Origin of the sequence: Acinetobacter johnsonii (assembly GCF_048551975.1) — a bacterium.
In the GTDB taxonomy this organism is placed as follows: domain Bacteria; phylum Pseudomonadota; class Gammaproteobacteria; order Pseudomonadales; family Moraxellaceae; genus Acinetobacter; species Acinetobacter johnsonii_A.
The window spans coordinates 90845-111329 of the sequence record NZ_JBIMCF010000006.1; the positions used below are offsets into that span (position 1 = coordinate 90845).

Sequence of the window (20485 nt, forward strand, 5' to 3'; positions counted from 1 at the left end):
AAATAATTGCTCAAAATATTCATTTAACCACTGGCACAATCGTCAATTGACCGCCTGTTGTTGATTCAACCAATTTAGTGAAATAACTAATTGCATTACCTAATGTTGTTTCATCAGCTTGAGCAGGGCGCTTTATCAAAATATCAATCGCTTCTAAAAGTTTTCGCTTTTCATGCACTTCCATCACGCAACCTCAACCTTCAAAATATATTTCTGACCGCCACTGGTGAACTCAACCACTTCATTATTTGCAAGCAAGTAGTGTCCGACAGCTTCAATATGTTTAGCACTCATGCCGTTTTTGGCTCTAACTCTGCGTCTATCACATTCAAGACACGCATTTGACTTCACAGATCGCTCAGATGTGCCGCACGACTTACATGGGGCAACAGGCCTATAACTTTTTAAGCCACTCTTTTCAGCACGTGTACGCAAGATATGATTTTGATGACTGTTCGGGCGCTCCGCACTTTTAATTGTCGTGTCTGCATTGCAGTAATTAAACTCAGCTTTGTTTGTATTGACCGCTTGTTTAATTTGACCGCCGCTTTTAACAAATTTAGCAATCGCTTCCGAATAATCGGGCTTAATTTTCGTTTCAAACATCACGCCACCTTCATTTCGACATAATTAGAATCTTGGTAATTTACGAATTCTTCATACAATGCCTGACACGCTGCATTACCCGTTAAGTCATTCTTTACAAACACATAGCTCAGCGACTTCTTTGTGCCTTTGCCTGAGAACGTGCAGCTACCATCAGCTAGGACCTTCTTTACATAGCCCAGCAATTCAAGCCAAATCATGAAGGCAAGGGCGTGCTTGTTTTTAATTCTGAAAATCATCGATACCCCCACGTATTAACAAAGTTTTGAATACAGTCCTCAATCCCAAATAGGTTGATGTCGCTGTAAGTTTTTATCCGCCCGTTGTGCTGAATTAACAGCACACGGGTGATTGAAGAGTAGGTGTAGCTCATGCAATGGCTCTCCCTTGTCCTTGGGTGATGTTGATGATGTGAGCTTTTACATTTTCAAAATGCTGGGCTTCAATGCCTAATAAGCTATCGATCCCTTGATCTTCACAATAGGTCATAACATCAATGCCGGCTTGTGCTAGGAGGTCTTGCAACTCATCACGTTGCGCTTCTGATATCCCATTAAATTCAGGAGGTTCTATCCATGTATCGCGGGGTATATCGAATGTGCAGCCGAGTACTCTCGCTCGAGCAAGCATTGCTTGACGCATGTTTTGGTAATAAGTGTGTTCTTTGTCTAGCTTTAGGGTCTCGGTCAGGTGATTTAAATCGCTTGCATAAACTGCTTCTTCGCAGCTTTGCTTCCAGTTATCCAAATCCTCAAGTGCTTTATTTAATGCAATTTGAGCAGGGGTAAGCGTGTTGATATGAGCCTTCGCATCTGCAATTAAGTCTGCAAGGAAAGTAGGGTGTAACTTAAGATCAGGTACCCAAACCTCACCAGTCTCACCACCTAAAGCACCTGAATTTTTCGCATGGTGTGTTGGGGATGGCTTGAAGTTAATGACTCTCGCATTTTTACCTTCACCAGTAGTTACAGTAGTCAAATAACCCATGATGTCTGCAATACGATAAAGCTCATTACGATTCTTGCCACCAAGCTCAGGACGGTAGATGATCTGATCACCGCTTTGGTCTTCTGAGGCATGGGCAATAAAGACAACATCCTTACCAAAACTTAAAAGCGTATTGATGTACTGCTTAAACTTCATGTTTGCTAAGCCTTGGGCTTTTAACTTGAGTGCACCATCTTGTTGACGGTTATTCGCTGTTTTGAGCAAATGTGTCTTAATGGATTCAAGCATTGCGCCCACGGTATCAATAACAACCGTATTGAAAGGTGCTAAGTCTTGTTCAGTAATGTTTTCAATATCTGACCATTGCTGAACTGGAACAACAGCTCCGCGACGAAGCTCACCAGTACGGTGTGCACCACGGTCAAAGTCAAATGAAATAGCTTTATCAGCGGTAAATCCTAGAGACGTTTTACCAAGCCCCGGATCTGCGTAGATGTAAGTAATAATCGCGCTTACGTTTAATGCTTGGTCTGCTGGAATAATAGGTATAGCCATGAGTATTTCCCCTTATGCCCAGAACAGTGAGCCTTTAGCTCGTTTAAATGATTTTGGATAAGAACGTGTAAGTGACTTTTGAAGGCGAATAGCCATAGTTTTTCTTTGTTGGAAAGCTCGTTCACGTTCAAAGTTTTCACGGATCCAAGGTTTGGCTGCATGAACCTCAAGCGAGATTAGCAGTTCGGTACCATCCTTATTAACCACATAGATATGGCGACCTTTTTCAAAGTAGGTTGAATGGCCTAGACGCATACGAATCTTGCCTTCGTCATCTTGGCTGATGAACTCGGAAAACTTTTGAGTAGAAGTAGTCATTAGCCTGCCTCCACTAAACGATGTTTTTCGATATAACCCTTAATAAGAGCATTGAAGTTCTGATGGTCGATGTGGTTTGTGAAGTCGTTGTATGGATTGCCTAGGGCATCTGAAACGGTCACTTCATCAAGGCTGGTTACGTCTACAGCTGTGAATTCACTACCTGGTACGCCGTAGCTGTCTTCAAATGCTTCAACTTCAAAACGTGCAGTAACGCGGAAACCATCTAAACGAATAACCGCTTCGCCGTGGTTATCACCAGTCATACGTAATGCAAGGAGTTGATATTCAGAAGGTGCTACGTTGGCAACTACAGGTTGAGCAGCTTGCGGTGAGGTCTTAAACCCACAGCTAAGCACGCCTATTGTTACAGCAGCTACACCAAGAGATATCTTGATGGTATTGAAAGGGGATAAGGTTTTGTTCATAATTGATCTCGCAGTTTCTGTAAAAGCACTCAAAGGGTTCGAAGTCTTGAGTGTTTTTTTAATGTCTGTGAGATAAATATAACTATAGTTATTTTTATAGTCAATAGAAAAGCAATTAAAATATATCTAAAGTTATATATAATTATAGCTGTAAGAATTTTTATGTTTTAATAGACAAAAGAAAACCCACACGAGGTGGGATCTCTTGAAGTGTAAATCTTATTATTTTACTTCAGTAATACTTATTGGTTGGCCTTTCACAAATTCAACAACCCCTTCGCCACGTTTAAAGTGGATTGAAACTCCATCATTATTAGCTAAACGAACGCCGCTACCAGCGACGGTTTGCTCTAAACGATATACCATGCCTGAGTTATCAGTCATTAAAGCAGTTTCAAAGTTATCTGAGGATTTAAGGAAAATTAATAAACCATTCGGTCCAGAAAACTGAAGGACTTGCGTATCAGCTGAAGTGTTGCTTGTGACTTGGTCTTGTAAAGCTTCATTCTTCGAGTTTGAAGCGCACCCTGTCATTGCTAAAGCTAATAAAGTTAAACTTAAAAAATATTTCATTTAATTTCCTTTTTATCTGTAAATCATAGGTATATTTATACTAATCGTTATAATTGGGCAATAAAATAAAATATTACATTTTTTTAACATTAAAAAGAAAACCCACCGCTGGGGTGGGTTGAATGGAAAATCAAGGAATGTTTAAGGGCGATGCATCCTATCAGCTAAGTAGTAGATTCCAAATAAAGTCACCACAATCATTTGCCAGAAGATAAAGAAGAATAAAAATGCTGTTACGTAGTAGACAATATTGTAAAACATTGTCGGAACAGCAAAAATATTTACATCATAAATCAGGCGAACAATAAATATAAAGACAGCACTTAATATACTAATTGCTGATAGGTAGCCAAAAAGGAGGGTTAAATAGCGTCGACGACTCAACTTTGACTCTCTAAATCCCCCCTCAACTTGCTCTTTCAAAAAAGGTGCCGGAAGAGACATAACGTTATCCATCGGCGTATAATTGTACGATGCAATTGCTGCCAATGAACCTATATAAAAACCGGGTAAAATTTGCACAAAAGTTGATATATTATCAAATGCTTTATGGTTGAAAATATTCACACCTGCCGCACTACTATAATCGATTAATGCAAAAATTGAGCAAAACACAATAGCTAATATGCATGGTAAAATATATAGCAGAGAACGCAAATTATCCCCATTGTTAGGGTATTGGACTTTCAAAAAATCAAAAGCTTTTAATGCGTAACCGAACATAAATCACCTATCTAAAATAATCTCCATACCTCATTTAGGAATATCTGATTTATTTGTGTGTTATCAGGGTGGGCGCTCCTACCTCTGGCAGGGTCGAAAGATTTTTTTAATACAAAGGCTGAATTTAAACTATTGGTGCTATCTAGGGCGACAGTCTGATCTTGACCAGTTTCATTTTCAATGATAGCAAAAGTACTTACATTGTTCAAATTCAGACTATTATTATTAGCTGTATTAATCAATGAACGTAAATAACTTTGAGGGGTATCATTTGGCTGCAAGGGAGTAACTTTGAAATCCAATGCACCTGAAAGGCGTACTAAACGCTGATTTGGGTCATTAAAATTTGATGTAACCTCACCTTTTAGTCTTATTCTATTTAGCCGTCCCGATCTGATTGCTTCCGCTAACAAATCACCCGCCATAGGATAAAGGCTTGAAACTATATTAAATCTATGAATATCAGGAGTGCCATCTGGATTGTTTGCATTATCTGGGTTGGTAATTTGAAAAATACCTTCAGAATTGGGAGTAATTCTCTTAAGGCCTCTCAAGTACCAATTTAATGTTTTAACTAAAACGGAAACGGGCATGCCAACTACATGCTCTATGCCAATTGATGCTAAAAGAGGCTGGTTTGTATTTAATTTTATTACACAATGACATAGATGCTTAACACTTTGATCTTTACCTCGTAATTGAACATCATCTGTACCAGTCAATCTATTTCTAAGTGTTCTATTAGGGGCTAAACCATCATAGTAACCAAATACGATGTCAATTTTATTAGTAGTAACAACCAAGTGTTCAATGGTCGTGCTGTATTGGCTACTGTTAAAAACATATGGGGTCGTCAAGTTACCCAGATTGTTTTTAAGTAGTGTAAACGCATCGTGAATCTTCACGTAATCTATTGGAGGTAATTTGTCTGGCTTTCCTCTGGTTTTGAAACAAAATTCATAGTATTGAATTATAATTTTATCAGCCATTGAGTGGCTCCTTATTAGTAATGATTTCACTTGTTGGACGTTCTTGAATCATGTTTTCCCCACTCGATCTCTTCATAAGAACTGCGTCGGGTTCGCAGTTTTTAATCTTTTTCAAAGTCACTGATGATTTACTTTATAAACACCCAGAGATAACCTAAACAGACTCATACCGGCCCAGCTTCACAGTATTTAAAAGTTCTTCGTGATTACATATTTCTATTCTTGAAATAAAGTCTAAAGGCATAGTCAGTCTCTCAGCAGTAATGGTCTCGAAGTGAACCCAGATTGCAGCATCTTGATTCTCGAAGCTAATACTTACAAGTTTGACCAGGTCGTAAGGCTCACTATCATGAAGTAAGACAATATTGTAGAAATGATCTGAGCGTACATATGAGATAAGCATTTCGTGAATAGCTGATTGTTCATCACTGCTTAGCTCGCTGTATTTACTCACCTCAATGTTATTGTACTCTTTACTCATTAATCATTCTCATTACGTGATTAAGTCGCATATAGCGGCTTTTTATTAGCGTCGAATGCGCTTTACGACCTGTTTCCACCAGTACTGCCCTAATATAGTTATACCTTCTGATTCTATTTTGCTAGGGGAGTAGTATTCGTCAGGAAATTGATTTTTATCAGGGTTTGCTGAGACAGCCTTAAAGCCACCTTTGCCTTCATCATTCCAGTTAAACAAGTATTTAATTTTCGTATCATCCCCAACCTGAAAAGCATAGATTTCCCCGTCGTAAATGGTTCTAGCAGACATATCAATTGATATGGCCTGTCCATCTTTTAATTTAGGAAACATACTCTCGCCGCGGACATGGATTACCTTGGTTGCGGATGGTTGAACATTACATTCTTTAATTAGATCAACAGGGAAAAGCATCTTATTGTTGCTTGGCTTTTCTAGATTTAGATACCCATTTCCAGCACTAACATATACATCATCATAATAATCAATAGCTACGTATCCATCTGGAACGGGATCGTCAGATTGATAGATACTAACCTCCATCGCAGATATATCGGCATTGCTTTTTTCTGGAGTTGATTCACTACCAGTTGTTAACCATAGAGGGTCAACATTTAAAAAATTAGCAATCAGTGGAAGGAAAGATGATTTCAGATTTCGACCAGATTCTAAGGCTTGATATGCAGGCTGAGACATTTTCACAGCTTCCGCTACTTCTGCTTGGGTTTTCCCCGCACGCTTTCTTGACTGCTTAAGCCTGTCTTTTAATTCCATCTTTCAGAACCTCAAAATCTTAATAACAAATATATAACCTTGGTTATATGAGTTCAAATAACTATAGTTATTGACTAAAAATAACTATAGTTATAATATTGGTTATATCTAGTGAGGATATAACTATGAGTAACACCACAAATAATATTTTCCAGTTGCTCGTAACCCATTTTGGTGGGCAGGAAAATACAGCAAAAGCCCTTGGGGTCAAACAACCAGCAGTGTCTGGCTGGGTGCGAGGCTCAAAAAGAATGTCTGAGATCGTTGCGATGAGAGCCCAGGCGGCGACAGATGGAAAATTCAAAGCGGTTGAGTTATGTCCATCTCTTAATGATTTCAAGCAATTGGCAATATAACCAATTATCACTTTGTCAAACCTTCAAAGAAACGTGAAACAAATAAAGGATTTCACAAATGCAAGAAATAACACTAAGCCGTGAAGCTCAAACGGCAATTTTTAAAATGATTAACCAGACAAAGGGAATTTCACCAAAGGAAATTGCTCAGGTCACTGGTGATTCGCATAACACGATTTGCAACTACGGCAACGTAGGGATGCCGAACCATTTACCGAGCTTAAAGAAGCTTGAAACCATCATGTTGTATACGCAGAACCCTGAAATTTTAAAGGTGTGGGCGCATCAGATGGGATACGCATTAGTACCAGTGGATTGTGACTCAAGCAAACATCATGAGCTATCGATCTTTGAAGCAATGATGCAACACAACATTAAGAGCGGGAAAGCAAACCGAGTTGTGTATGAGGCTTATGAGGATGGGGTGATTACACCAGCGGAATACGAAGAGATCCACCAGATTACCCAGGGCTTGATCGAGTTGATTACCGCCGTGGATCAGGCAGCGCTTAAGCAAATGCAGAAGTACACAGCAAATACTCAAAAAGAAAAAGCCTGATCGCAGAAATCAGGCTTTTAGTGTTCAAAAAACCAATCGAGGCAATCTTGTGAACAAAACAAATCTAACACAACACCCATGCGCTAACAAGTGCAGCAATTTTAAAGAAGAGCAGTGCAACCATTGCTTAGTACAGATCAACTGCTATCAAGATGAAGATCAATCTATGGGTACGCGAACAATTATTGAGTCTGATTTCGCGAAAGGCGACACGGTTGTATTTGTTGATGCATTTATGCCTGACCACCTTATGACAATTCATAAAGTGCAGGGTGACGGAATTTTGTTGGATGGTAATCGCAAATTTGCGCTTTCGCATTTACTACGCCACGCAACAACAATTGAACTTAATGCTAAACGCCGACTTTCTCTGACCGAGCAGAGTCTGGGTGAAGTGTCGTGATGAAAAAAGGAAAAGCCCGAGAGTTGAGATCGGGCTTTAGCATTCAATTCAGAGGGTAAATCTTAATGAATAACTCAAATTTAGCACATGAACCACCAATACCTCAAGGGCAAGTAGTTCATTTTCCAAAAAATGAGCGCAAAGCTATGTCGAATAAAGAAGAGCGCTACACCAAGATGCCTAACATGCTAATTGACAGCGAGATTATGGCTCAACTGAACGATAAGGCATTTAAGTGTCTAATGTTTGTTATGCGTCAAACCGTTGGATTTGATCGCGTATCTCACCCAATTGCTATCACACAATTTCAGAAATATTGTGGCATCAAAAAACGCGATACAGTCATGTCATGTATTCGTGATCTGGAACAACTTGGTTTGATCAAAGTTGAGAGAACAACAGGCTGCCTAAATGAATATGTATTCACTCCTGACCAGTACCGCGAAATAGGACTAGTACCAAATGAGGGTAGTACCTTTAAAGGTGACGGGACTAGTACCAACAAACGGGATGGGACTAGTACCGTGAAAGGTGACGGGACTAGTACCGTTGAACGGGGCACTATTAAAGAAACACTTAAAGAAACATTTAAAGAAAACTTTAAAGAGAGAAACACGCAGGAAAATGTGGTTGATCAGGTGTGGAATCCAAATACTGAAACTTTGAGTTCAATTCTCAAAACTACCAAACACTCACACCGTGTTTCTGAAATTCTTAGTCTGGAAGATTTTCAATTCCATCTTGGAAACTTCAATACACACCATGAGAAAAACTTTCAACTGACTGACAACCAAAAACACCGAAAGTTTGCACAGTGGATTATTCAAGAGTTTGAAAGAGTCTTGGAAAAAACTGAACGCAAAAACAAACAGCCATCAGTTTATCCACGTTCTGAAAAACAAAATTCTGATCTAGACGTGAATACAGCTTGGGCAGACCAAGCATCGCAACATCACGTACCTGTGAATTCATCAGTCCATATCCCGGAGGACTTTCTATGAACGCAATGTCAATGCTGGCTCAGGGATTAAAACAAATACAAGAAATCTGTTCAAAACACAAAATAGCAATGGTACAAGCAGGGCCATTTCAGAAGTGCCCACAATGCGCCGTAGAATTTTTGGAAGAACAAAAGCTCAATGCACAAGCTGAAATTGATCGTGCTGTACGTGAAAAACATTTTGCTGGAGCAATGCTTCCAGAGCGACATGCAACATCAGGTTTTAAAAATTACAAAGTGCAACATGCTGGACAACAGAATGCACTGAATCAGGTTATTTCATTCGCAAAGAACATGATTCATGGCCATAAAAACAACTTTGTGATGGTTGGCCCTACTGGTACAGGGAAAACTCATCTGAGTTGCGCAACGGCTCGGACATTACTAAACAAAGGTAAGTATGCACGGTACATCACCAGCGAAGATCTGGCACAGAGAATAATGAACGCGTGGGAGCAGCCGGACGCTACAGAAAAATCTGTGATTTATGATTTCAGCCAGTACGACTTACTGATTTTGGATGAATATGGCTTGCACGACCGTGATAAACGCCGTGAGCTGGTACACAAAGTTTTATATGCACGTTATGACCGAATGAAGCCGACCATGCTGATTTCGAATCTGACATTAGTTGAGTTGCAGAAAGACTTGGGCGATCGTCTTTGGTCTCGATTTCAGCAAGGTGGACTGAGCGTGGTTGCATGCAACTGGGCAGATGAACGTGTTGGGGGGGAAGCATGAAGCATCTAAGTACTCCAGTGAATCAGATTGCAATATTTGAACGTGTAATTCATGCGCTCAAGGCGATTGAAACTACCCCAATAGCAACGGTATCCGAACTTCGCAAAACTGCATTAAGCGATCTCAGTTTAAGAACAGCACAGCGATACCTGAAAGGTTTAGAGCAAGCTGGGTATATCAAACGAAAAGATTCAGGTTTTGCAGATGAATCGCGATTCTTTTTAACGGATAAGGCGAAGCAGTTGTTTGGGGTGAAGGGGTGACAAGCAGCTACTCCATTGCTGAATACAAAAAGATGATTGGTGTGAAGAAACCTAAAAGAGGATCTAAGCGCCCAAAGGTTAAAGGTGAAAAGGTACAGAGTGAGGGTGAGGTGATATTGGCCACCGCACTGAGAGCTTTAAAGATTGAGTTTGAGCAGGAGTTTAAGTTTCACTCTACACGTAAATGGAGAGCTGATTTCCACTTAAAGGGCAAAAAGATCTTGGTCGAAGTAGAAGGTGGGATCTGGAGTAATGGCAGGCATACAAGGGGTAAGGGGTATTTAGGAGATTTAGAGAAATACAACGCAGCAACAATGATGGGTTATCAGGTAATACGGTTTAGCACCGAGCAAGTGAAAAGCGGCAAAGCGATTGAGCAAATAGAGAAGATGGTAGGGGATTTGGGATGACGGCAGTTACGGCAGATAAATTTGAACAATTTGAATGGTTGACTCATGGCATTACTGCAAAGTCGCCAAACTTTGAGCCACAAGCTCATGGCACTGGGGAGAAGCCTTTGAATTACGAAGATCGTTTAGGTGCCATTGCTACAATGGATACGCAGTTGGCAAAGTCGGTTACTTCATTAATTGTCTTTGATGGTAAATGTGAAAGTGATTATGAATATGTGCGTATGCACTTGGTAAATATCATGCTTCAAAACGCCGTGGTAGATAAGAAGCGAGAGCCTGAACAAATTACTATGAATCACTTGGCTTACTTAATTGCACGCATGGTTATAGATTTCTCTTTAGATCCCCAGCTTGAGAATAACTTCACTGCTCAGGGGCGTTTATATTATGCGGGGATTAATACCATGCAAATGAATGTTGATAATTATCGGATGACATGGAAGCAATACGAAAAGCTAATGGTCATGGCGATCGAGTCAGCAATTAATGAAGCATCAAAATCAATAGAGTTGTATAAGAAAAATACTTACAAAGAATTAAAGGCATAGGTATTTCGTTTTTGCGAAGACTAAGCTATAGTTTCACTATACTGGTCGTATTACGGTTTATCCGAGACCAAGGCTTAAAAGCTCATCATTTGATGGGCTTTTTTTATTGGTGGCTTATTGAGCAAATGGGTGACATACTAAGCCTATGTTTAAATCAAGATGAATTCTCGTGAGAATGAAAAGGGTTGTGATTTTAGGTGGAGTATTATTAGCACTTATATTCTTTTTGTGTTTTCACGTGCATAACCTTTCTGAAAAAGACAGGTTGGAAGGTTTAGAAAAACTTTCTGATGAGGTTAAATCCTCCAAGTAAGTTTTTAGAAAAGATTGGATGTAAGCTCATCGAAAGGTGGGCTTTTTTATTAGTGGTTTTTTGCTTCATTTTTTATTCGATTAATGATTTAATTATTTTGTTGTAAATAAAAACAACGATTCCTTGTATCAGCGCACATGACCAAGGGGAAAAGCCTTACAGATATGTAGGGCTTTTTTATTGCTGTATACAAATTGCAGGAGCTTTGATGGGCTTTTTAAACAACTAAGATGGTATAGTGAAACTCTCTTTTAAGTGCTCCTCTATATGCCTGAAATCTATAAATACATTTACACTCAGATCAGTGTATTCGGTTCATTACCAACACATAAAGTTCTTATAAATAGTACACATAACAAGACCAAATTAATTTTCGCTGATAATACTTTTGTTTATGGGGCTGTTTCTGATTGGGCAGTAGGTCTATCCGGGCTTGATTCGAGAAAATCAATATGGTCGGAAGAACCCAAGTTGTTTTTAGAGGGTGAAAAGAGAAGATTGAGCCTCTATCGAGCATCTCATCCAGCATTTATAACTGAAGCAATTATAGGGTAGGCTTAAGATATTTTGAATTTCGTTAATACTATAAGTGCTTATATTTCAAATAAAGTTTGCTTTGTGGTTGCTTAGGGCGTATAAAGCTAACTCGTTGATGCGGGATGGAGCAGTCTGGTAGCTCGTCGGGCTCATAACCCGAAGGTCGTTGGTTCAAATCCAGCTCCCGCTACCAATGAAAAAGATTCAAAGTTTATAGCCTAGTCCCCGTGGATTAGGCTTTTTTTATGGCGGCTTGACTTTATTCGTAGTGGTTTAAATTTTAATGCCGCCACCTAGATATTTACTAACCTCAAAGCTCGCCAAATGGTGGGCTTTTTTAATGCCTGATATATGGCAATCATATACTGCGAGTGTGCCAGCTTGCAGTACATGCCTTGAGTAAATGCCTAGATCGTTTAGGCAATTCCAGTTAGGGCTTGGCAACCCGACCTTAAAGAGAACGAAAGCAAGTGAAATTGACCGTGCATGTAAGGTTGATGTGATTGTGAGTAGCGGTAGATCAGTTGCCGAGCTGATTAATATCGAACTATAGGCAGGGGTGTGGCAGATCACCACATCCTTTTTTTATTGCCCTGAGAAATATTAGTGTAATCACATCAAGTTAAAATGCTTGATTAGCCAGGAGTAAAATCATGCTTAGATTACTGATGTGCTTATTCGGCCTGCATGGTGCGACTGAGATCGATTACACGATTGATGATGAGGAAATCAAGGTGTGTCGGGATTGTTTGAAAGAGATTGATTAACCCTCGCCACTTCGGTGGCATTTGCCGAACGTATTACGGCACATAGAACCCCGCTCAATATGCATTATTGGCGGGGTTTTTCTTTTCTATCTGATACATATGCCTCACCGTATTTCATTCAACAGGAGATGATCATGTAAGTTTTCAAGAAGAGACTAATATTGCGCCTGATTTTAGGGCGCAAAGTCTCGTTTTCCACTATTAAAATATAATTATCTAACATAAAATCATGATTATAGAACATTTAAAAACAAGGTTGTTATGTCAAATCATTTTGTATTGAAGGGTGGAATAGGGACAATTGATGCTGAGAGGGATATCTTTTTAGAAGATTATTTTTGGGAAACACAGGTTTTCAATGATTTAACCTGCTTTGATGAAAATGATTATTCATTCTCAAAAAGAGTGATAGTTGGAAGAACTGGATCAGGAAAGACTGCACTTCTAAAAAAAATTAACAGCTTGCCAAATATGAAATCGGTAACTATTGAAGCCGAATCAATGATTTTTGAGCATATAAAAAACAATGTTTTTATAAACTCACTAATTGAAAATGATATTGATATAAGAATATTTTATAAATCATTGTGGCTGCATGTTTTATTAATTAAAGTCATTGAACTTACATTTCCAAAAGATAATTTATTGAAATCTTTACAAGCACTAGTTTTTGATCGAAATAAATTAGCAGCTGAATATGTAGAAACTTTTTCAGATAATTTTTTTAATGAAAATATTATTTCTGAAATTACAAACAAAATGCAGCGAGAGCTTACTGCATCATTTGGAGGGGATGTCTCAACTGTAAAATCGACAGTAGGCGGTAAACAGAACAATGAGTTTACTGAGAAAATACAATCTCAAACAAGTCGATATGTTAATACTGAGCTTCTAACCAAGCAAAAACAAGTGATTCGTGCACTTATTGAAGGCACAAAGGATAAGAAAAGAAAATATATTATCAGTATCGATGATTTGGATCGCTCTTGGTTGAACGAAAATTCAATTCGTTATGATTTTATAAACGCGCTTTTGGATGCATTTAGAGAGTTGTTGGATATAAAAAATACAAAAGTATTAATATCTATTAGAACCGATATTCTTAAAGGTGTTTATAAGAAGAAATTGAGACAAGAGGAAAAGGACCTTTCTTTGATATCCCATGTTGAATGGAGAAGGGAGGAGATTGTCAACCTACTTGATAAGCGCATAAGTTACATTATTGAAAGGCAATACACTAATGAGGGTGTTACCTTTGAAGACTTATTTAATTTTCAGGTTCTAGGAAAGACGGCTAAAGAGTATATTCTGGAAAGAACTATGCTTCGCCCAAGAGATGCTATTGAGTATGTCAATCTTTGTTTATCCAAAGTCTCGGGTGATGTTTGTAAGTTAAATCATTGTGTAGTGTTGGAAGCTGAAGAGGATTTCTATTCAAGTCGTAAATCAGCACTTTGCTCCGAATGGTATAGTTTATTTCCAAACTTAAGAATTTATTTAGATGCATTGTCAGTATTCGAAACCAATACTATTAACACTGGGGTGTTAGTAAGTAAGAAGGATGAATTTTGCGAAGTTTTACTCAAATCAGAGGATTTAGATGATGATGTAATTAGTAAATGTATTGCATCTGATTTTACTGATATTCTAAATATTTGGTTTGTTTGCGGTGTTATTGGTCGAACTAAAACCGAAGACATTGTTATTTTTTCAAATCATCAAAAGATGGAGTTAGATATTACTGATTTTAATAAAAATTTCAGAATCCACCCTCTTTTTTTTAGAAACTAAAATTTTGGATTTATATCACCAATAATCCTTATTAAAGCCACCTTCGGGTGGTTTTTTAATGGGCGAAATTTATGATAAGGCCACAACCACCAGAACGACTTCTAAATATAGACCCTTTAGATAATGTTGATTTTGAGCCAGCAAAAGAGCTTGAAGAGTGGATTATCGATACTTTCATTTCTAGTGATGGAAAGCTCTACAACTCTGATCACGCTCATATATCGCCGTGGTCTAGCACATTATTTAAAGTTCTATGGGCGTCTTCTGCATTCATCAAAGCTGACAGAGTTGTATTGGGCCAAACCGAGAAGTTTTCGCCTATGGCGGGTGGCTGGCGTAAGTTGCGACAAGAAAAACAAATGATTGATTGGTTTGGTTGTGTTCCTGACTTCATTATTACCATTGATGCCAAGTTCGCCTCACAGGCAAGCGATACAGAATTTTGCGCATTGATTGAGCATGAGCTTTACCACCTTGGTGCCAAGCGGGACGAAGATGGGAATTACTTAATAAGTCCTTCAACGGGTGAATATAAATACTATTTAAGACCACATGATGTTGAAGAGTTTCATGGTGTGGTTCAACGCTATGGTGCATCAGAAGATGTGCAGAAGATGGTAGACCTTGCTAATGATGGGCCAACAATTGGGAAAGCTAAAATTGCACATGCTTGTGGTACCTGTCTTTTAAAATTGGCTTAAATTTTTTTGCCTATTTTGTGATACGTAGTGATACAAAGAGGTGGTTATGGCAGCCCTAAAAGAGCCTGTAAAAATATTTATAGTTCAAGCTCTTGCGTGCCGTGACACTCCACAAGAAGTAGCGGAGCTTGTATCACAAGAATTTGGGGTGAAAATTGATCGAGTACAATGCTCAACATACGATCCCACAAAACAACGCGGTAAAAATCTTTCCAAGAAATTTGTCGACCTTTTTTATGAGACCCGTGAGAAGTTTGATGCTGGATTGATTGATATTCCGATTACTCAAAAGTATTACCGCTTAAAGCAGTATCAAAAGCATCTTGAAAAAAATGCCAGAAATACCGTGATGTCACTAAACATCATGAAGCAAGCAGCGCAGGACTTAGGTGGTCAATTTACCAATCGACAAGAGATCACAGGCAAAGATGGCAAGCCAATCGAGACTGTAAATTCCAATGTTTCAACTGAGAGCTACCTTGAAGCGAGGGAGCGAGTTTTAGATGAATACTGATCCAGCACGTGAACTTGCGATACGCATAGAGGCCCAAGAGGACTTGTATTTCTTTTCTCGATACATGTTCAAAGAACGTCGTAAGTACAAGTGGATGCACAACTGGCACCATCGAGTAGTCTGTGATGCTTTGATGCGAGTTTTCCGTGGAGAGATTAAGCGTTTAATCATTAACGTCCCGCCTCGATACTCCAAGACCGAGCTGGCTGTAATTAACTTCATGGCTTGGTGCTTTGGTAAAGTTCCTGATTGTGAGTTTATTCATATCAGCTACTCAGCAACCTTAGCGGCTAATAACGCATTCCAGACGCGAAACCTAGTTCAAGAAACTGCCTTTAAGCGAGTATTTCCTGAATTTAAGTTAAGGGATGATAGTAAAGCGAAAGATGATTGGCGAACGGTTGCTGGAGGTGTCTGCTACGCGCAAGGTACGGGCGGTACCATCACTGGTTTTGGTGCAGGTAAGATCCGAAAAGAGTTTGGTGGAGCCATTATTATTGATGACCCGCATAAAGCCAGTGAAGCGAGTTCAGACACGATCCGTGGCAATGTGATTGAATGGTTTCAAAACACTTTGGAATCTCGAACAAACTCACCTGATACGCCCATTATCGTCATTATGCAGCGCTTGCATGAGCAAGACCTTGCAGGTTGGTTGTTAGATGGCGGGAATGGCGAAGAGTGGGAACATTTGTGTTTACCTGCAATTCAGCCCGATGGCTCAGCACTCTGGCCAGAAAAACATAGTATTGAGCGATTAAGGGTCATGGAGGATGCAGCGCCGTATGTCTTCTCTGGTCAGTATCGACAGTTACCATCACCACCTGCGGGTGGTTTTTTTAAGCCTGACAGAATTGAAATTGTGGATGCGTTACCCGCGGAATTCATCAAAGAAGTTCGTGCTTGGGACTTAGCAGCTTCTGAAAATGAAGGTGACTGGACTGCAGGTCCTCGAATGCTAAAGACCAAGGAAAACATGATTTACATCGTCGATATGGTTCGCGGACGATGGGGGCCTGATGGGGTAGAAAATACGATTAAGCAAACAGCTCAAATGGATGGCAAATCTGTTTCGATTCGATTACCTCAAGATCCTGGTCAAGCGGGTAAATCTCAAGCTAAAAACTTCATCACGATGCTTTCAGGTTTCAATGTTAATGCTGAGACGGTATCAGGTGACAAGATTACTCGGGCACAACCATTCGCAGCTCAGGTCAACATCGGCAATGTAAAGATGCTCCGTGGTGATTGGAACAAAGCACTCATTGAGGAACTACGCAACTTTCCAAATGGTACGCATGACGACCAAGTGGATGGATGTAGTGATGGCTTTACGGAGCTAAATGAAGCACGAATAGGCAAAAAGTCGTACATATCAATAGGAAAACACATGGCAAAGTCTAAAAAGGACAAAGCGTCAAAGAAGGCTTTGTCCAAAGGTGGTCTATACACTCAAGAAGCGATTTCTAACTTTTTCACACATTTTGGAAGACGTCCTGACAATGATGAGGTATTGCGTAAAGCGGGTATTACTCGTCATCGCTTATCTGTATTACTGGATGATGATGAGATTGCGCAGGCAGTAGAGACACGTATTGATGCGTTATTGGCTACGCCGTTCCGCATTGAGCCTAGTGATACACCAGAGGCAGTATATCTAAAAGCTGAGCTTGATGAGTGGTACTTCGAAATTGCATCAGCTGCACTAAATGCTTTGTTCTTTGGCTATTCAGTGCAAGAGGCTGTATACGAAGTAAAACAAGAGGGATATCTAGGATTGCAGTGGATTGGTGAAAAGCCAATGCAATGGTTTGAGCCTAAAAACGATGGGCGCTTGATCTATCGTCAAGACGGTGGTGGTGCAGATCGGGAAGTTGATCAATTCCTAAAGTTCTTCCTCACTCGTCGTAAGGCTTCATTTGAACAACCTTATGGCAAGGCATTACTGGCGACACTCTATTGGCTGTTCTTCTTCAAACAGAATGGGTTTAAGTTTTGGGCTAAGTTCTTGGAGCGATTTGGTACACCTATATTATTGGGTAAGTGTAAAGACACTGAGACCGATGATATGAGCCAAGCATTACTCAATGCTCATGCGCAAAGTGTACTTTCGATTGATATTGAAGATGATGTTCAAGTTCTATCAACTCAAGGCTCTGGTTCAGCTAACGGTGCTTTTGAGACATTCAACAAGACCTTGGCACAGCAGATCCAAAAGGTTGTATTGGGGCAGACTCTTACCAGTGGTACGGATGGCAAGGGAAGCTATGCACTTGGTCAAGTCCATGAGAATGTCCGTGGCGACAAGCTTAAGTCAGACATTCGATTGGTTACGCCAACAATTCAAGCCGTCGTGGATGCGTTATGTGTGTTGAATGACTGGAAGCCACATAAAGTGTTTCTCGGTGAAAAAACGAAACCATTGAATAAAGAACAGGCTGAGCGGGATACACACCTAAAGAATGCTGGTGCAAATCTTTCAGAGTCATACTTCATTCGTGAGTACAACTTGCAAGATGGTGATTTAAAGCCAGTTGAGCAAGTGGTTCCAAGTACCCAATTTTCTGCATTACCTCATCAAGCATTCAGCTTTAAGGCATCTGTACAAAAGCACTCACCTGAGCAGCAAGAGGTGGATGAGCTGACCGATGCCCAAGATGACCTAGAGCTATTGAATCAGGATCAGATTAAACAATTGGTGGCCGAATCGACGGATCCACAGGATTTAGCCAGCAATTTAATGCAACTTATTCCCATGGCGTCCAAGGCTCAATTCAAAGCTAATTTAGATCAAGCTTTGTATGCCGGGGATGTATTGGGGTATGTGACGGCCGGTAGGGGTAAATAGATAAGTTACATTTAACTTGTAAGCATATAAAATCATTACCACTTTTAAAATGAAAAAATGGGGGTGGTAATGATTGATTTTACAAAGTTGACTGAACTTTATATAAGCCGAAAAGATAAATTTGCTAAGTCAGATGATCGTGCAAAAAGAAGAAATAATTACTTTAATGAAATTTCTGAAATTGACGCATCAACAGAGATGACTCTGGAAGAAAAGCGAGCACGGAAGAATTCTGCAGCACAGAAATTAACTGGAAATGGTTTAGCTTCTCAAGAGTTGGTGGATTATTATTTTAGACATCCTGATTTTATCAACTTCGAAATCATTGCATCTATAGTCGGATTTTGGGATCAAGTACTTATAAAAACGACTGACGAAAATGGAAGAATTACAAAATTAGATTTAAATTTAAAAACCTACTGCAAAGAAGTTGCTATGGCGATCTCTTCAATGATTTTCTTTGCATTCGTTTTTCTAGTACTAATGTCCTTGGGAAATTGGTTTATTAATTACATGGTAGTGAACTTTTACATAAGTAAGAGTGTTATGGGGATTGCTTATTTAATTCTAATTTCACCGATATTCTTCATGTTTCTATTTATATTTTATTTGTTTTTAAACCTGACTGACTTGAAGAGGTTGGTAAAGTAATAAAAAAATCTAGCAGCCATTAGGCTGCTTTTTTTATGGATGGAGCTATGCAACCAGTCACGTTTCTTGAAGCGCTGCATTATGCGCATAGTAAGAAAGTGGTGTTGCCTGATGAGTTTTACTCAATGGATCTTAAGACACGGCAGATGGCGACTACGATTAGCTTTCTGTCGAGTCTTGAACAAGCTGAGTCAGTGATTAAGTCACTTAACAAAACCTTAGCATCGGGTGGCACCTTTAACGATTTTCAGAAGCTTGTAGCTGAGTCTGAAATCATTTTACCCAAGCATTACCTAGACAATGTATTCCGTACCAATATCCAAAGTGCATATGGCCATGGGCGTTGGCAGCAACAGCAACGAAATAAAGACAAACGTCAGTATCTGATGTATTCGGCTATCAATGATAGTCGCGTACGTCCAGCACATTTAGCGCTGAATCGAATTGTATTACCGATTGATCACCCATTTTGGCTAACGCATTACCCTCCATTGGGTTTCCGCTGTCGTTGTACGGTTATCGCCCTCACAGAGAAACAGGCGCTTAAATACGGCATCACGCCAGATGATAAGTTACCTGAGGTTGCAGAAGCATTGGATTGGAGTTCACATCCTTTGCAATTCGGAGAATTTGAGGCTTTGGTGGATCAGAAGATTTCTAAGTCATTACTTGATAAAGAATATCTACTAGAGCAGAAAGAGGCAATTAAAGCCGAATGGACTGCATCCAAAAAGCTCACCAGTCTGTTAGCCCCGATGACTGATTCTAGTCGTGACTTATTCAACACAGTGGCCAATACGGTTATTCCTTTAGATCCATCCATTAGACCAAGTGCGATTAAGACTTTTTTGGATTACGTGCAGGGAAATGATGCTGCAATCACGAACTACCTAAATGCGTCTGTGAGCTCGAAAGCGGACGATGTTTTAAAACATTGGCTCACACAGGACATGCAAGCCTTAAACGCCGTGGCGAGTAATTCTGCTGCAATCGTGACAGGCGGTGTGACCTTGCAGCATGTAGTCGCTTATGAAGTTGGGCAAACGATTCAATTTAATTCGCCATTACTGTTAGCTGAAAATGCTTCCGATGTGGTGTTGCAGATTGAGAATGCGAAAGGCTTAGGCATTGATCTAAACGAATTGAATGCTGGTCATGGCGTATTAATGCCAATGGGTTTGTCATTTGAAGTGGTTTCGATTGAAGCGCTGAATGGCAAGATGATTTACACACTTAAAGCATTGGTGAATTAGATGAAGCTTATTTTAAAAAATGGAATGAGTGTCTTATATAAAAATGGCATGTCATTAACCGGAATGAACATCGATTCAATTGTCGCGGAATCTAAAGAAGATCGGGCAGAACTTCGAATACTTTTAACGAGTGCATTAAAAGTAGATGAGCGTGGTTGTCATGCATTAGGTCAAGACTTTGGCTCAAATGCTTTAAGTCAAAGTTCAGATGTATCAAATGGAAGTCGAGCGTTAGGTAATAAGGAATCTAAAGGTGCCGGTCTAAAATTCAACTATCCATTAGAAGATACACTACAAATCATTGACACATTGGCCGCTGTATTGAATATCAATGGATGCTCTGATGTAAAAGATACAGCTTGTGAAAAACTCAATCTGTTAATTCAAAGTATTTAAGTAATCACAATCATTCAAGACCACCTTTTAAGGTGGTTT

The 20485-nt window shown here is 39.6% G+C and carries 26 protein-coding genes, 1 tRNA gene and 1 pseudogene; 17 read left to right on the top strand and 11 right to left on the bottom strand.

Going from position 1 to position 20485, the window contains the following annotated elements; translation table 11 throughout:
* Positions 1–19: 19 nt before the first annotated feature.
* From ACG9ZB_RS07230 to ACG9ZB_RS07280, 11 genes are all read right to left on the bottom strand, one after another.
* Entirely contained in the window at positions 20–187 is a 168-nt protein-coding gene (locus ACG9ZB_RS07230; protein ID WP_419325209.1) for a hypothetical protein, read from the bottom strand.
* Positions 184–606 carry a hypothetical protein gene (locus tag ACG9ZB_RS07235; protein ID WP_419325154.1) on the bottom strand — a complete coding sequence of 141 codons (423 nt, stop codon included), beginning with the start codon at positions 604–606 and terminating at the stop codon, positions 184–186. Before ACG9ZB_RS07235 ends, ACG9ZB_RS07230 begins: the two co-directional genes overlap by 4 nt.
* On the bottom strand, positions 606–845 hold the full coding sequence (locus ACG9ZB_RS07240) for a hypothetical protein (RefSeq protein ID WP_419325155.1): 240 nt from the start codon (positions 843–845) through the stop codon (positions 606–608). The genes ACG9ZB_RS07235 and ACG9ZB_RS07240 overlap by 1 nt, the downstream gene beginning before the upstream one ends.
* Before the next feature lie 130 nt (positions 846–975).
* Positions 976–2109 (bottom strand): ATP-binding protein, encoded by a 1134-nt coding sequence (locus tag ACG9ZB_RS07245; RefSeq protein WP_419325156.1) that lies wholly within the window; start codon positions 2107–2109, stop codon positions 976–978.
* A 12-nt stretch (positions 2110–2121) separates the two neighbouring features.
* Positions 2122–2427, bottom strand: coding sequence for a hypothetical protein (locus ACG9ZB_RS07250; RefSeq protein WP_419325157.1), 306 nt, complete (start codon positions 2425–2427; stop codon positions 2122–2124).
* Positions 2427–2855 carry a hypothetical protein gene (locus ACG9ZB_RS07255; protein ID WP_419325158.1) on the bottom strand — a complete coding sequence of 143 codons (429 nt, stop codon included), beginning with the start codon at positions 2853–2855 and terminating at the stop codon, positions 2427–2429. Before ACG9ZB_RS07255 ends, ACG9ZB_RS07250 begins: the two co-directional genes overlap by 1 nt.
* A gap of 222 nt (positions 2856–3077) precedes the next feature.
* Positions 3078–3428, bottom strand: a complete 351-nt coding sequence (locus ACG9ZB_RS07260; protein ID WP_419325159.1) for a hypothetical protein — start codon at positions 3426–3428, stop codon at positions 3078–3080.
* Between the two features lie 141 nt (positions 3429–3569).
* Positions 3570–4151, bottom strand: coding sequence for a hypothetical protein (locus ACG9ZB_RS07265; RefSeq protein ID WP_419325160.1), 582 nt, complete (start codon positions 4149–4151; stop codon positions 3570–3572).
* An 11-nt stretch (positions 4152–4162) separates the two neighbouring features.
* Positions 4163–5140 carry a hypothetical protein gene (locus ACG9ZB_RS07270; RefSeq protein ID WP_419325161.1) on the bottom strand — a complete coding sequence of 326 codons (978 nt, stop codon included), beginning with the start codon at positions 5138–5140 and terminating at the stop codon, positions 4163–4165.
* A gap of 154 nt (positions 5141–5294) precedes the next feature.
* Complete coding sequence (locus tag ACG9ZB_RS07275; RefSeq protein ID WP_419325162.1) at positions 5295–5621, bottom strand: hypothetical protein; 327 nt, start codon at positions 5619–5621, stop codon at positions 5295–5297.
* Between the two features lie 45 nt (positions 5622–5666).
* Positions 5667–6392 carry an XRE family transcriptional regulator gene (locus tag ACG9ZB_RS07280; RefSeq protein ID WP_419325163.1) on the bottom strand — a complete coding sequence of 242 codons (726 nt, stop codon included), beginning with the start codon at positions 6390–6392 and terminating at the stop codon, positions 5667–5669.
* 125 nt (positions 6393–6517) lie between these two features.
* Here ACG9ZB_RS07280 and ACG9ZB_RS07285 point away from each other — a divergent pair, with 125 nt between their 5' ends.
* From ACG9ZB_RS07285 to ACG9ZB_RS07365, 17 genes and pseudogenes are all read left to right on the top strand, one after another.
* Complete coding sequence (locus ACG9ZB_RS07285; protein ID WP_058952049.1) at positions 6518–6748, top strand: Cro/CI family transcriptional regulator; 231 nt, start codon at positions 6518–6520, stop codon at positions 6746–6748.
* Between the two features lie 58 nt (positions 6749–6806).
* Positions 6807–7307 (top strand): phage regulatory CII family protein, encoded by a 501-nt coding sequence (locus tag ACG9ZB_RS07290; RefSeq protein WP_419325164.1) that lies wholly within the window; start codon positions 6807–6809, stop codon positions 7305–7307.
* 166 nt (positions 7308–7473) lie between these two features.
* Positions 7474–7710: a hypothetical protein gene (locus tag ACG9ZB_RS07295; protein ID WP_419325165.1), complete on the top strand. Its 237-nt coding sequence runs from the start codon at positions 7474–7476 to the stop codon at positions 7708–7710.
* Between the two features lie 65 nt (positions 7711–7775).
* Positions 7776–8711 carry a replication protein gene (locus tag ACG9ZB_RS07300; RefSeq protein ID WP_419325166.1) on the top strand — a complete coding sequence of 312 codons (936 nt, stop codon included), beginning with the start codon at positions 7776–7778 and terminating at the stop codon, positions 8709–8711.
* The gene (locus ACG9ZB_RS07305) at positions 8708–9451 is read left to right on the top strand and encodes an ATP-binding protein (RefSeq protein ID WP_419325167.1); all 744 of its coding nucleotides are present in this window, start codon (positions 8708–8710) and stop codon (positions 9449–9451) included. The genes ACG9ZB_RS07300 and ACG9ZB_RS07305 overlap by 4 nt, the downstream gene beginning before the upstream one ends.
* Positions 9448–9714 (top strand): winged helix-turn-helix domain-containing protein, encoded by a 267-nt coding sequence (locus tag ACG9ZB_RS07310; protein WP_419325168.1) that lies wholly within the window; start codon positions 9448–9450, stop codon positions 9712–9714. Before ACG9ZB_RS07305 ends, ACG9ZB_RS07310 begins: the two co-directional genes overlap by 4 nt.
* Before the next feature lie 32 nt (positions 9715–9746).
* Complete coding sequence (locus ACG9ZB_RS07315; RefSeq protein ID WP_419325207.1) at positions 9747–10124, top strand: DUF559 domain-containing protein; 378 nt, start codon at positions 9747–9749, stop codon at positions 10122–10124.
* A complete protein-coding gene (locus ACG9ZB_RS07320) occupies positions 10121–10675 on the top strand; it encodes a hypothetical protein (protein ID WP_419325169.1) in 555 nt (184 codons plus the stop codon). Before ACG9ZB_RS07315 ends, ACG9ZB_RS07320 begins: the two co-directional genes overlap by 4 nt.
* A 966-nt stretch (positions 10676–11641) precedes the next feature.
* Positions 11642–11718, top strand: a tRNA-Met gene (locus ACG9ZB_RS07325).
* An 835-nt stretch (positions 11719–12553) separates the two neighbouring features.
* Positions 12554–14083, top strand: coding sequence for a P-loop ATPase, Sll1717 family (locus ACG9ZB_RS07330; protein WP_279697050.1), 1530 nt, complete (start codon positions 12554–12556; stop codon positions 14081–14083).
* 71 nt (positions 14084–14154) lie between these two features.
* On the top strand, positions 14155–14784 hold the full coding sequence (locus tag ACG9ZB_RS07335) for a putative metallopeptidase (RefSeq protein WP_419325170.1): 630 nt from the start codon (positions 14155–14157) through the stop codon (positions 14782–14784).
* Positions 14785–14830: 46 nt separating this feature from the next.
* Positions 14831–15298: a DUF2280 domain-containing protein gene (locus ACG9ZB_RS07340; protein WP_419325171.1), complete on the top strand. Its 468-nt coding sequence runs from the start codon at positions 14831–14833 to the stop codon at positions 15296–15298.
* Positions 15288–16646 (top strand): annotated as a pseudogene (gene terL / locus ACG9ZB_RS07345) (phage terminase large subunit); the annotation flags it as partial. The gene ACG9ZB_RS07340 and the pseudogene terL, both read left to right, overlap by 11 nt.
* Positions 16647–16688: 42 nt before the next feature.
* Positions 16689–18146 (top strand): phage portal protein family protein, encoded by a 1458-nt coding sequence (locus ACG9ZB_RS07350; RefSeq protein ID WP_419325208.1) that lies wholly within the window; start codon positions 16689–16691, stop codon positions 18144–18146.
* Positions 18147–18215: 69 nt separating this feature from the next.
* On the top strand, positions 18216–18797 hold the full coding sequence (locus ACG9ZB_RS07355; RefSeq protein WP_131772996.1) for a hypothetical protein: 582 nt from the start codon (positions 18216–18218) through the stop codon (positions 18795–18797).
* A 47-nt stretch (positions 18798–18844) separates the two neighbouring features.
* Positions 18845–20050, top strand: a complete 1206-nt coding sequence (locus ACG9ZB_RS07360; protein ID WP_419325172.1) for a phage minor head protein — start codon at positions 18845–18847, stop codon at positions 20048–20050.
* Positions 20051–20446: a hypothetical protein gene (locus ACG9ZB_RS07365; RefSeq protein WP_419325173.1), complete on the top strand. Its 396-nt coding sequence runs from the start codon at positions 20051–20053 to the stop codon at positions 20444–20446.
* Positions 20447–20485 lie beyond the last annotated feature (39 nt).

Coding starts and splice junctions, on each gene's coding strand:
- ACG9ZB_RS07235 (WP_419325154.1), bottom strand. CDS start 606: ATGTTTGAAACGAAAATTAAGCCCGATTATTCGGAAGCGATTGCTAAA.
- ACG9ZB_RS07240 (WP_419325155.1), bottom strand. CDS start 845: ATGATTTTCAGAATTAAAAACAAGCACGCCCTTGCCTTCATGATTTGG.
- ACG9ZB_RS07245 (WP_419325156.1), bottom strand. CDS start 2,109: ATGGCTATACCTATTATTCCAGCAGACCAAGCATTAAACGTAAGCGCG.
- ACG9ZB_RS07250 (WP_419325157.1), bottom strand. CDS start 2,427: ATGACTACTTCTACTCAAAAGTTTTCCGAGTTCATCAGCCAAGATGAC.
- ACG9ZB_RS07255 (WP_419325158.1), bottom strand. CDS start 2,855: ATGAACAAAACCTTATCCCCTTTCAATACCATCAAGATATCTCTTGGT.
- ACG9ZB_RS07260 (WP_419325159.1), bottom strand. CDS start 3,428: ATGAAATATTTTTTAAGTTTAACTTTATTAGCTTTAGCAATGACAGGG.
- ACG9ZB_RS07265 (WP_419325160.1), bottom strand. CDS start 4,151: ATGTTCGGTTACGCATTAAAAGCTTTTGATTTTTTGAAAGTCCAATAC.
- ACG9ZB_RS07270 (WP_419325161.1), bottom strand. CDS start 5,140: ATGGCTGATAAAATTATAATTCAATACTATGAATTTTGTTTCAAAACC.
- ACG9ZB_RS07275 (WP_419325162.1), bottom strand. CDS start 5,621: ATGAGTAAAGAGTACAATAACATTGAGGTGAGTAAATACAGCGAGCTA.
- ACG9ZB_RS07280 (WP_419325163.1), bottom strand. CDS start 6,392: ATGGAATTAAAAGACAGGCTTAAGCAGTCAAGAAAGCGTGCGGGGAAA.
- ACG9ZB_RS07285 (WP_058952049.1), top strand. CDS start 6,518: ATGAGTAACACCACAAATAATATTTTCCAGTTGCTCGTAACCCATTTT.
- ACG9ZB_RS07290 (WP_419325164.1), top strand. CDS start 6,807: ATGCAAGAAATAACACTAAGCCGTGAAGCTCAAACGGCAATTTTTAAA.
- ACG9ZB_RS07295 (WP_419325165.1), top strand. CDS start 7,474: ATGGGTACGCGAACAATTATTGAGTCTGATTTCGCGAAAGGCGACACG.
- ACG9ZB_RS07300 (WP_419325166.1), top strand. CDS start 7,776: ATGAATAACTCAAATTTAGCACATGAACCACCAATACCTCAAGGGCAA.
- ACG9ZB_RS07305 (WP_419325167.1), top strand. CDS start 8,708: ATGAACGCAATGTCAATGCTGGCTCAGGGATTAAAACAAATACAAGAA.
- ACG9ZB_RS07310 (WP_419325168.1), top strand. CDS start 9,448: ATGAAGCATCTAAGTACTCCAGTGAATCAGATTGCAATATTTGAACGT.
- ACG9ZB_RS07315 (WP_419325207.1), top strand. CDS start 9,747: ATGATTGGTGTGAAGAAACCTAAAAGAGGATCTAAGCGCCCAAAGGTT.
- ACG9ZB_RS07320 (WP_419325169.1), top strand. CDS start 10,121: ATGACGGCAGTTACGGCAGATAAATTTGAACAATTTGAATGGTTGACT.
- ACG9ZB_RS07330 (WP_279697050.1), top strand. CDS start 12,554: ATGTCAAATCATTTTGTATTGAAGGGTGGAATAGGGACAATTGATGCT.
- ACG9ZB_RS07335 (WP_419325170.1), top strand. CDS start 14,155: ATGATAAGGCCACAACCACCAGAACGACTTCTAAATATAGACCCTTTA.
- ACG9ZB_RS07340 (WP_419325171.1), top strand. CDS start 14,831: ATGGCAGCCCTAAAAGAGCCTGTAAAAATATTTATAGTTCAAGCTCTT.
- ACG9ZB_RS07350 (WP_419325208.1), top strand. CDS start 16,689: ATGGCAAAGTCTAAAAAGGACAAAGCGTCAAAGAAGGCTTTGTCCAAA.
- ACG9ZB_RS07355 (WP_131772996.1), top strand. CDS start 18,216: ATGATTGATTTTACAAAGTTGACTGAACTTTATATAAGCCGAAAAGAT.
- ACG9ZB_RS07360 (WP_419325172.1), top strand. CDS start 18,845: ATGCAACCAGTCACGTTTCTTGAAGCGCTGCATTATGCGCATAGTAAG.
- ACG9ZB_RS07365 (WP_419325173.1), top strand. CDS start 20,051: ATGAAGCTTATTTTAAAAAATGGAATGAGTGTCTTATATAAAAATGGC.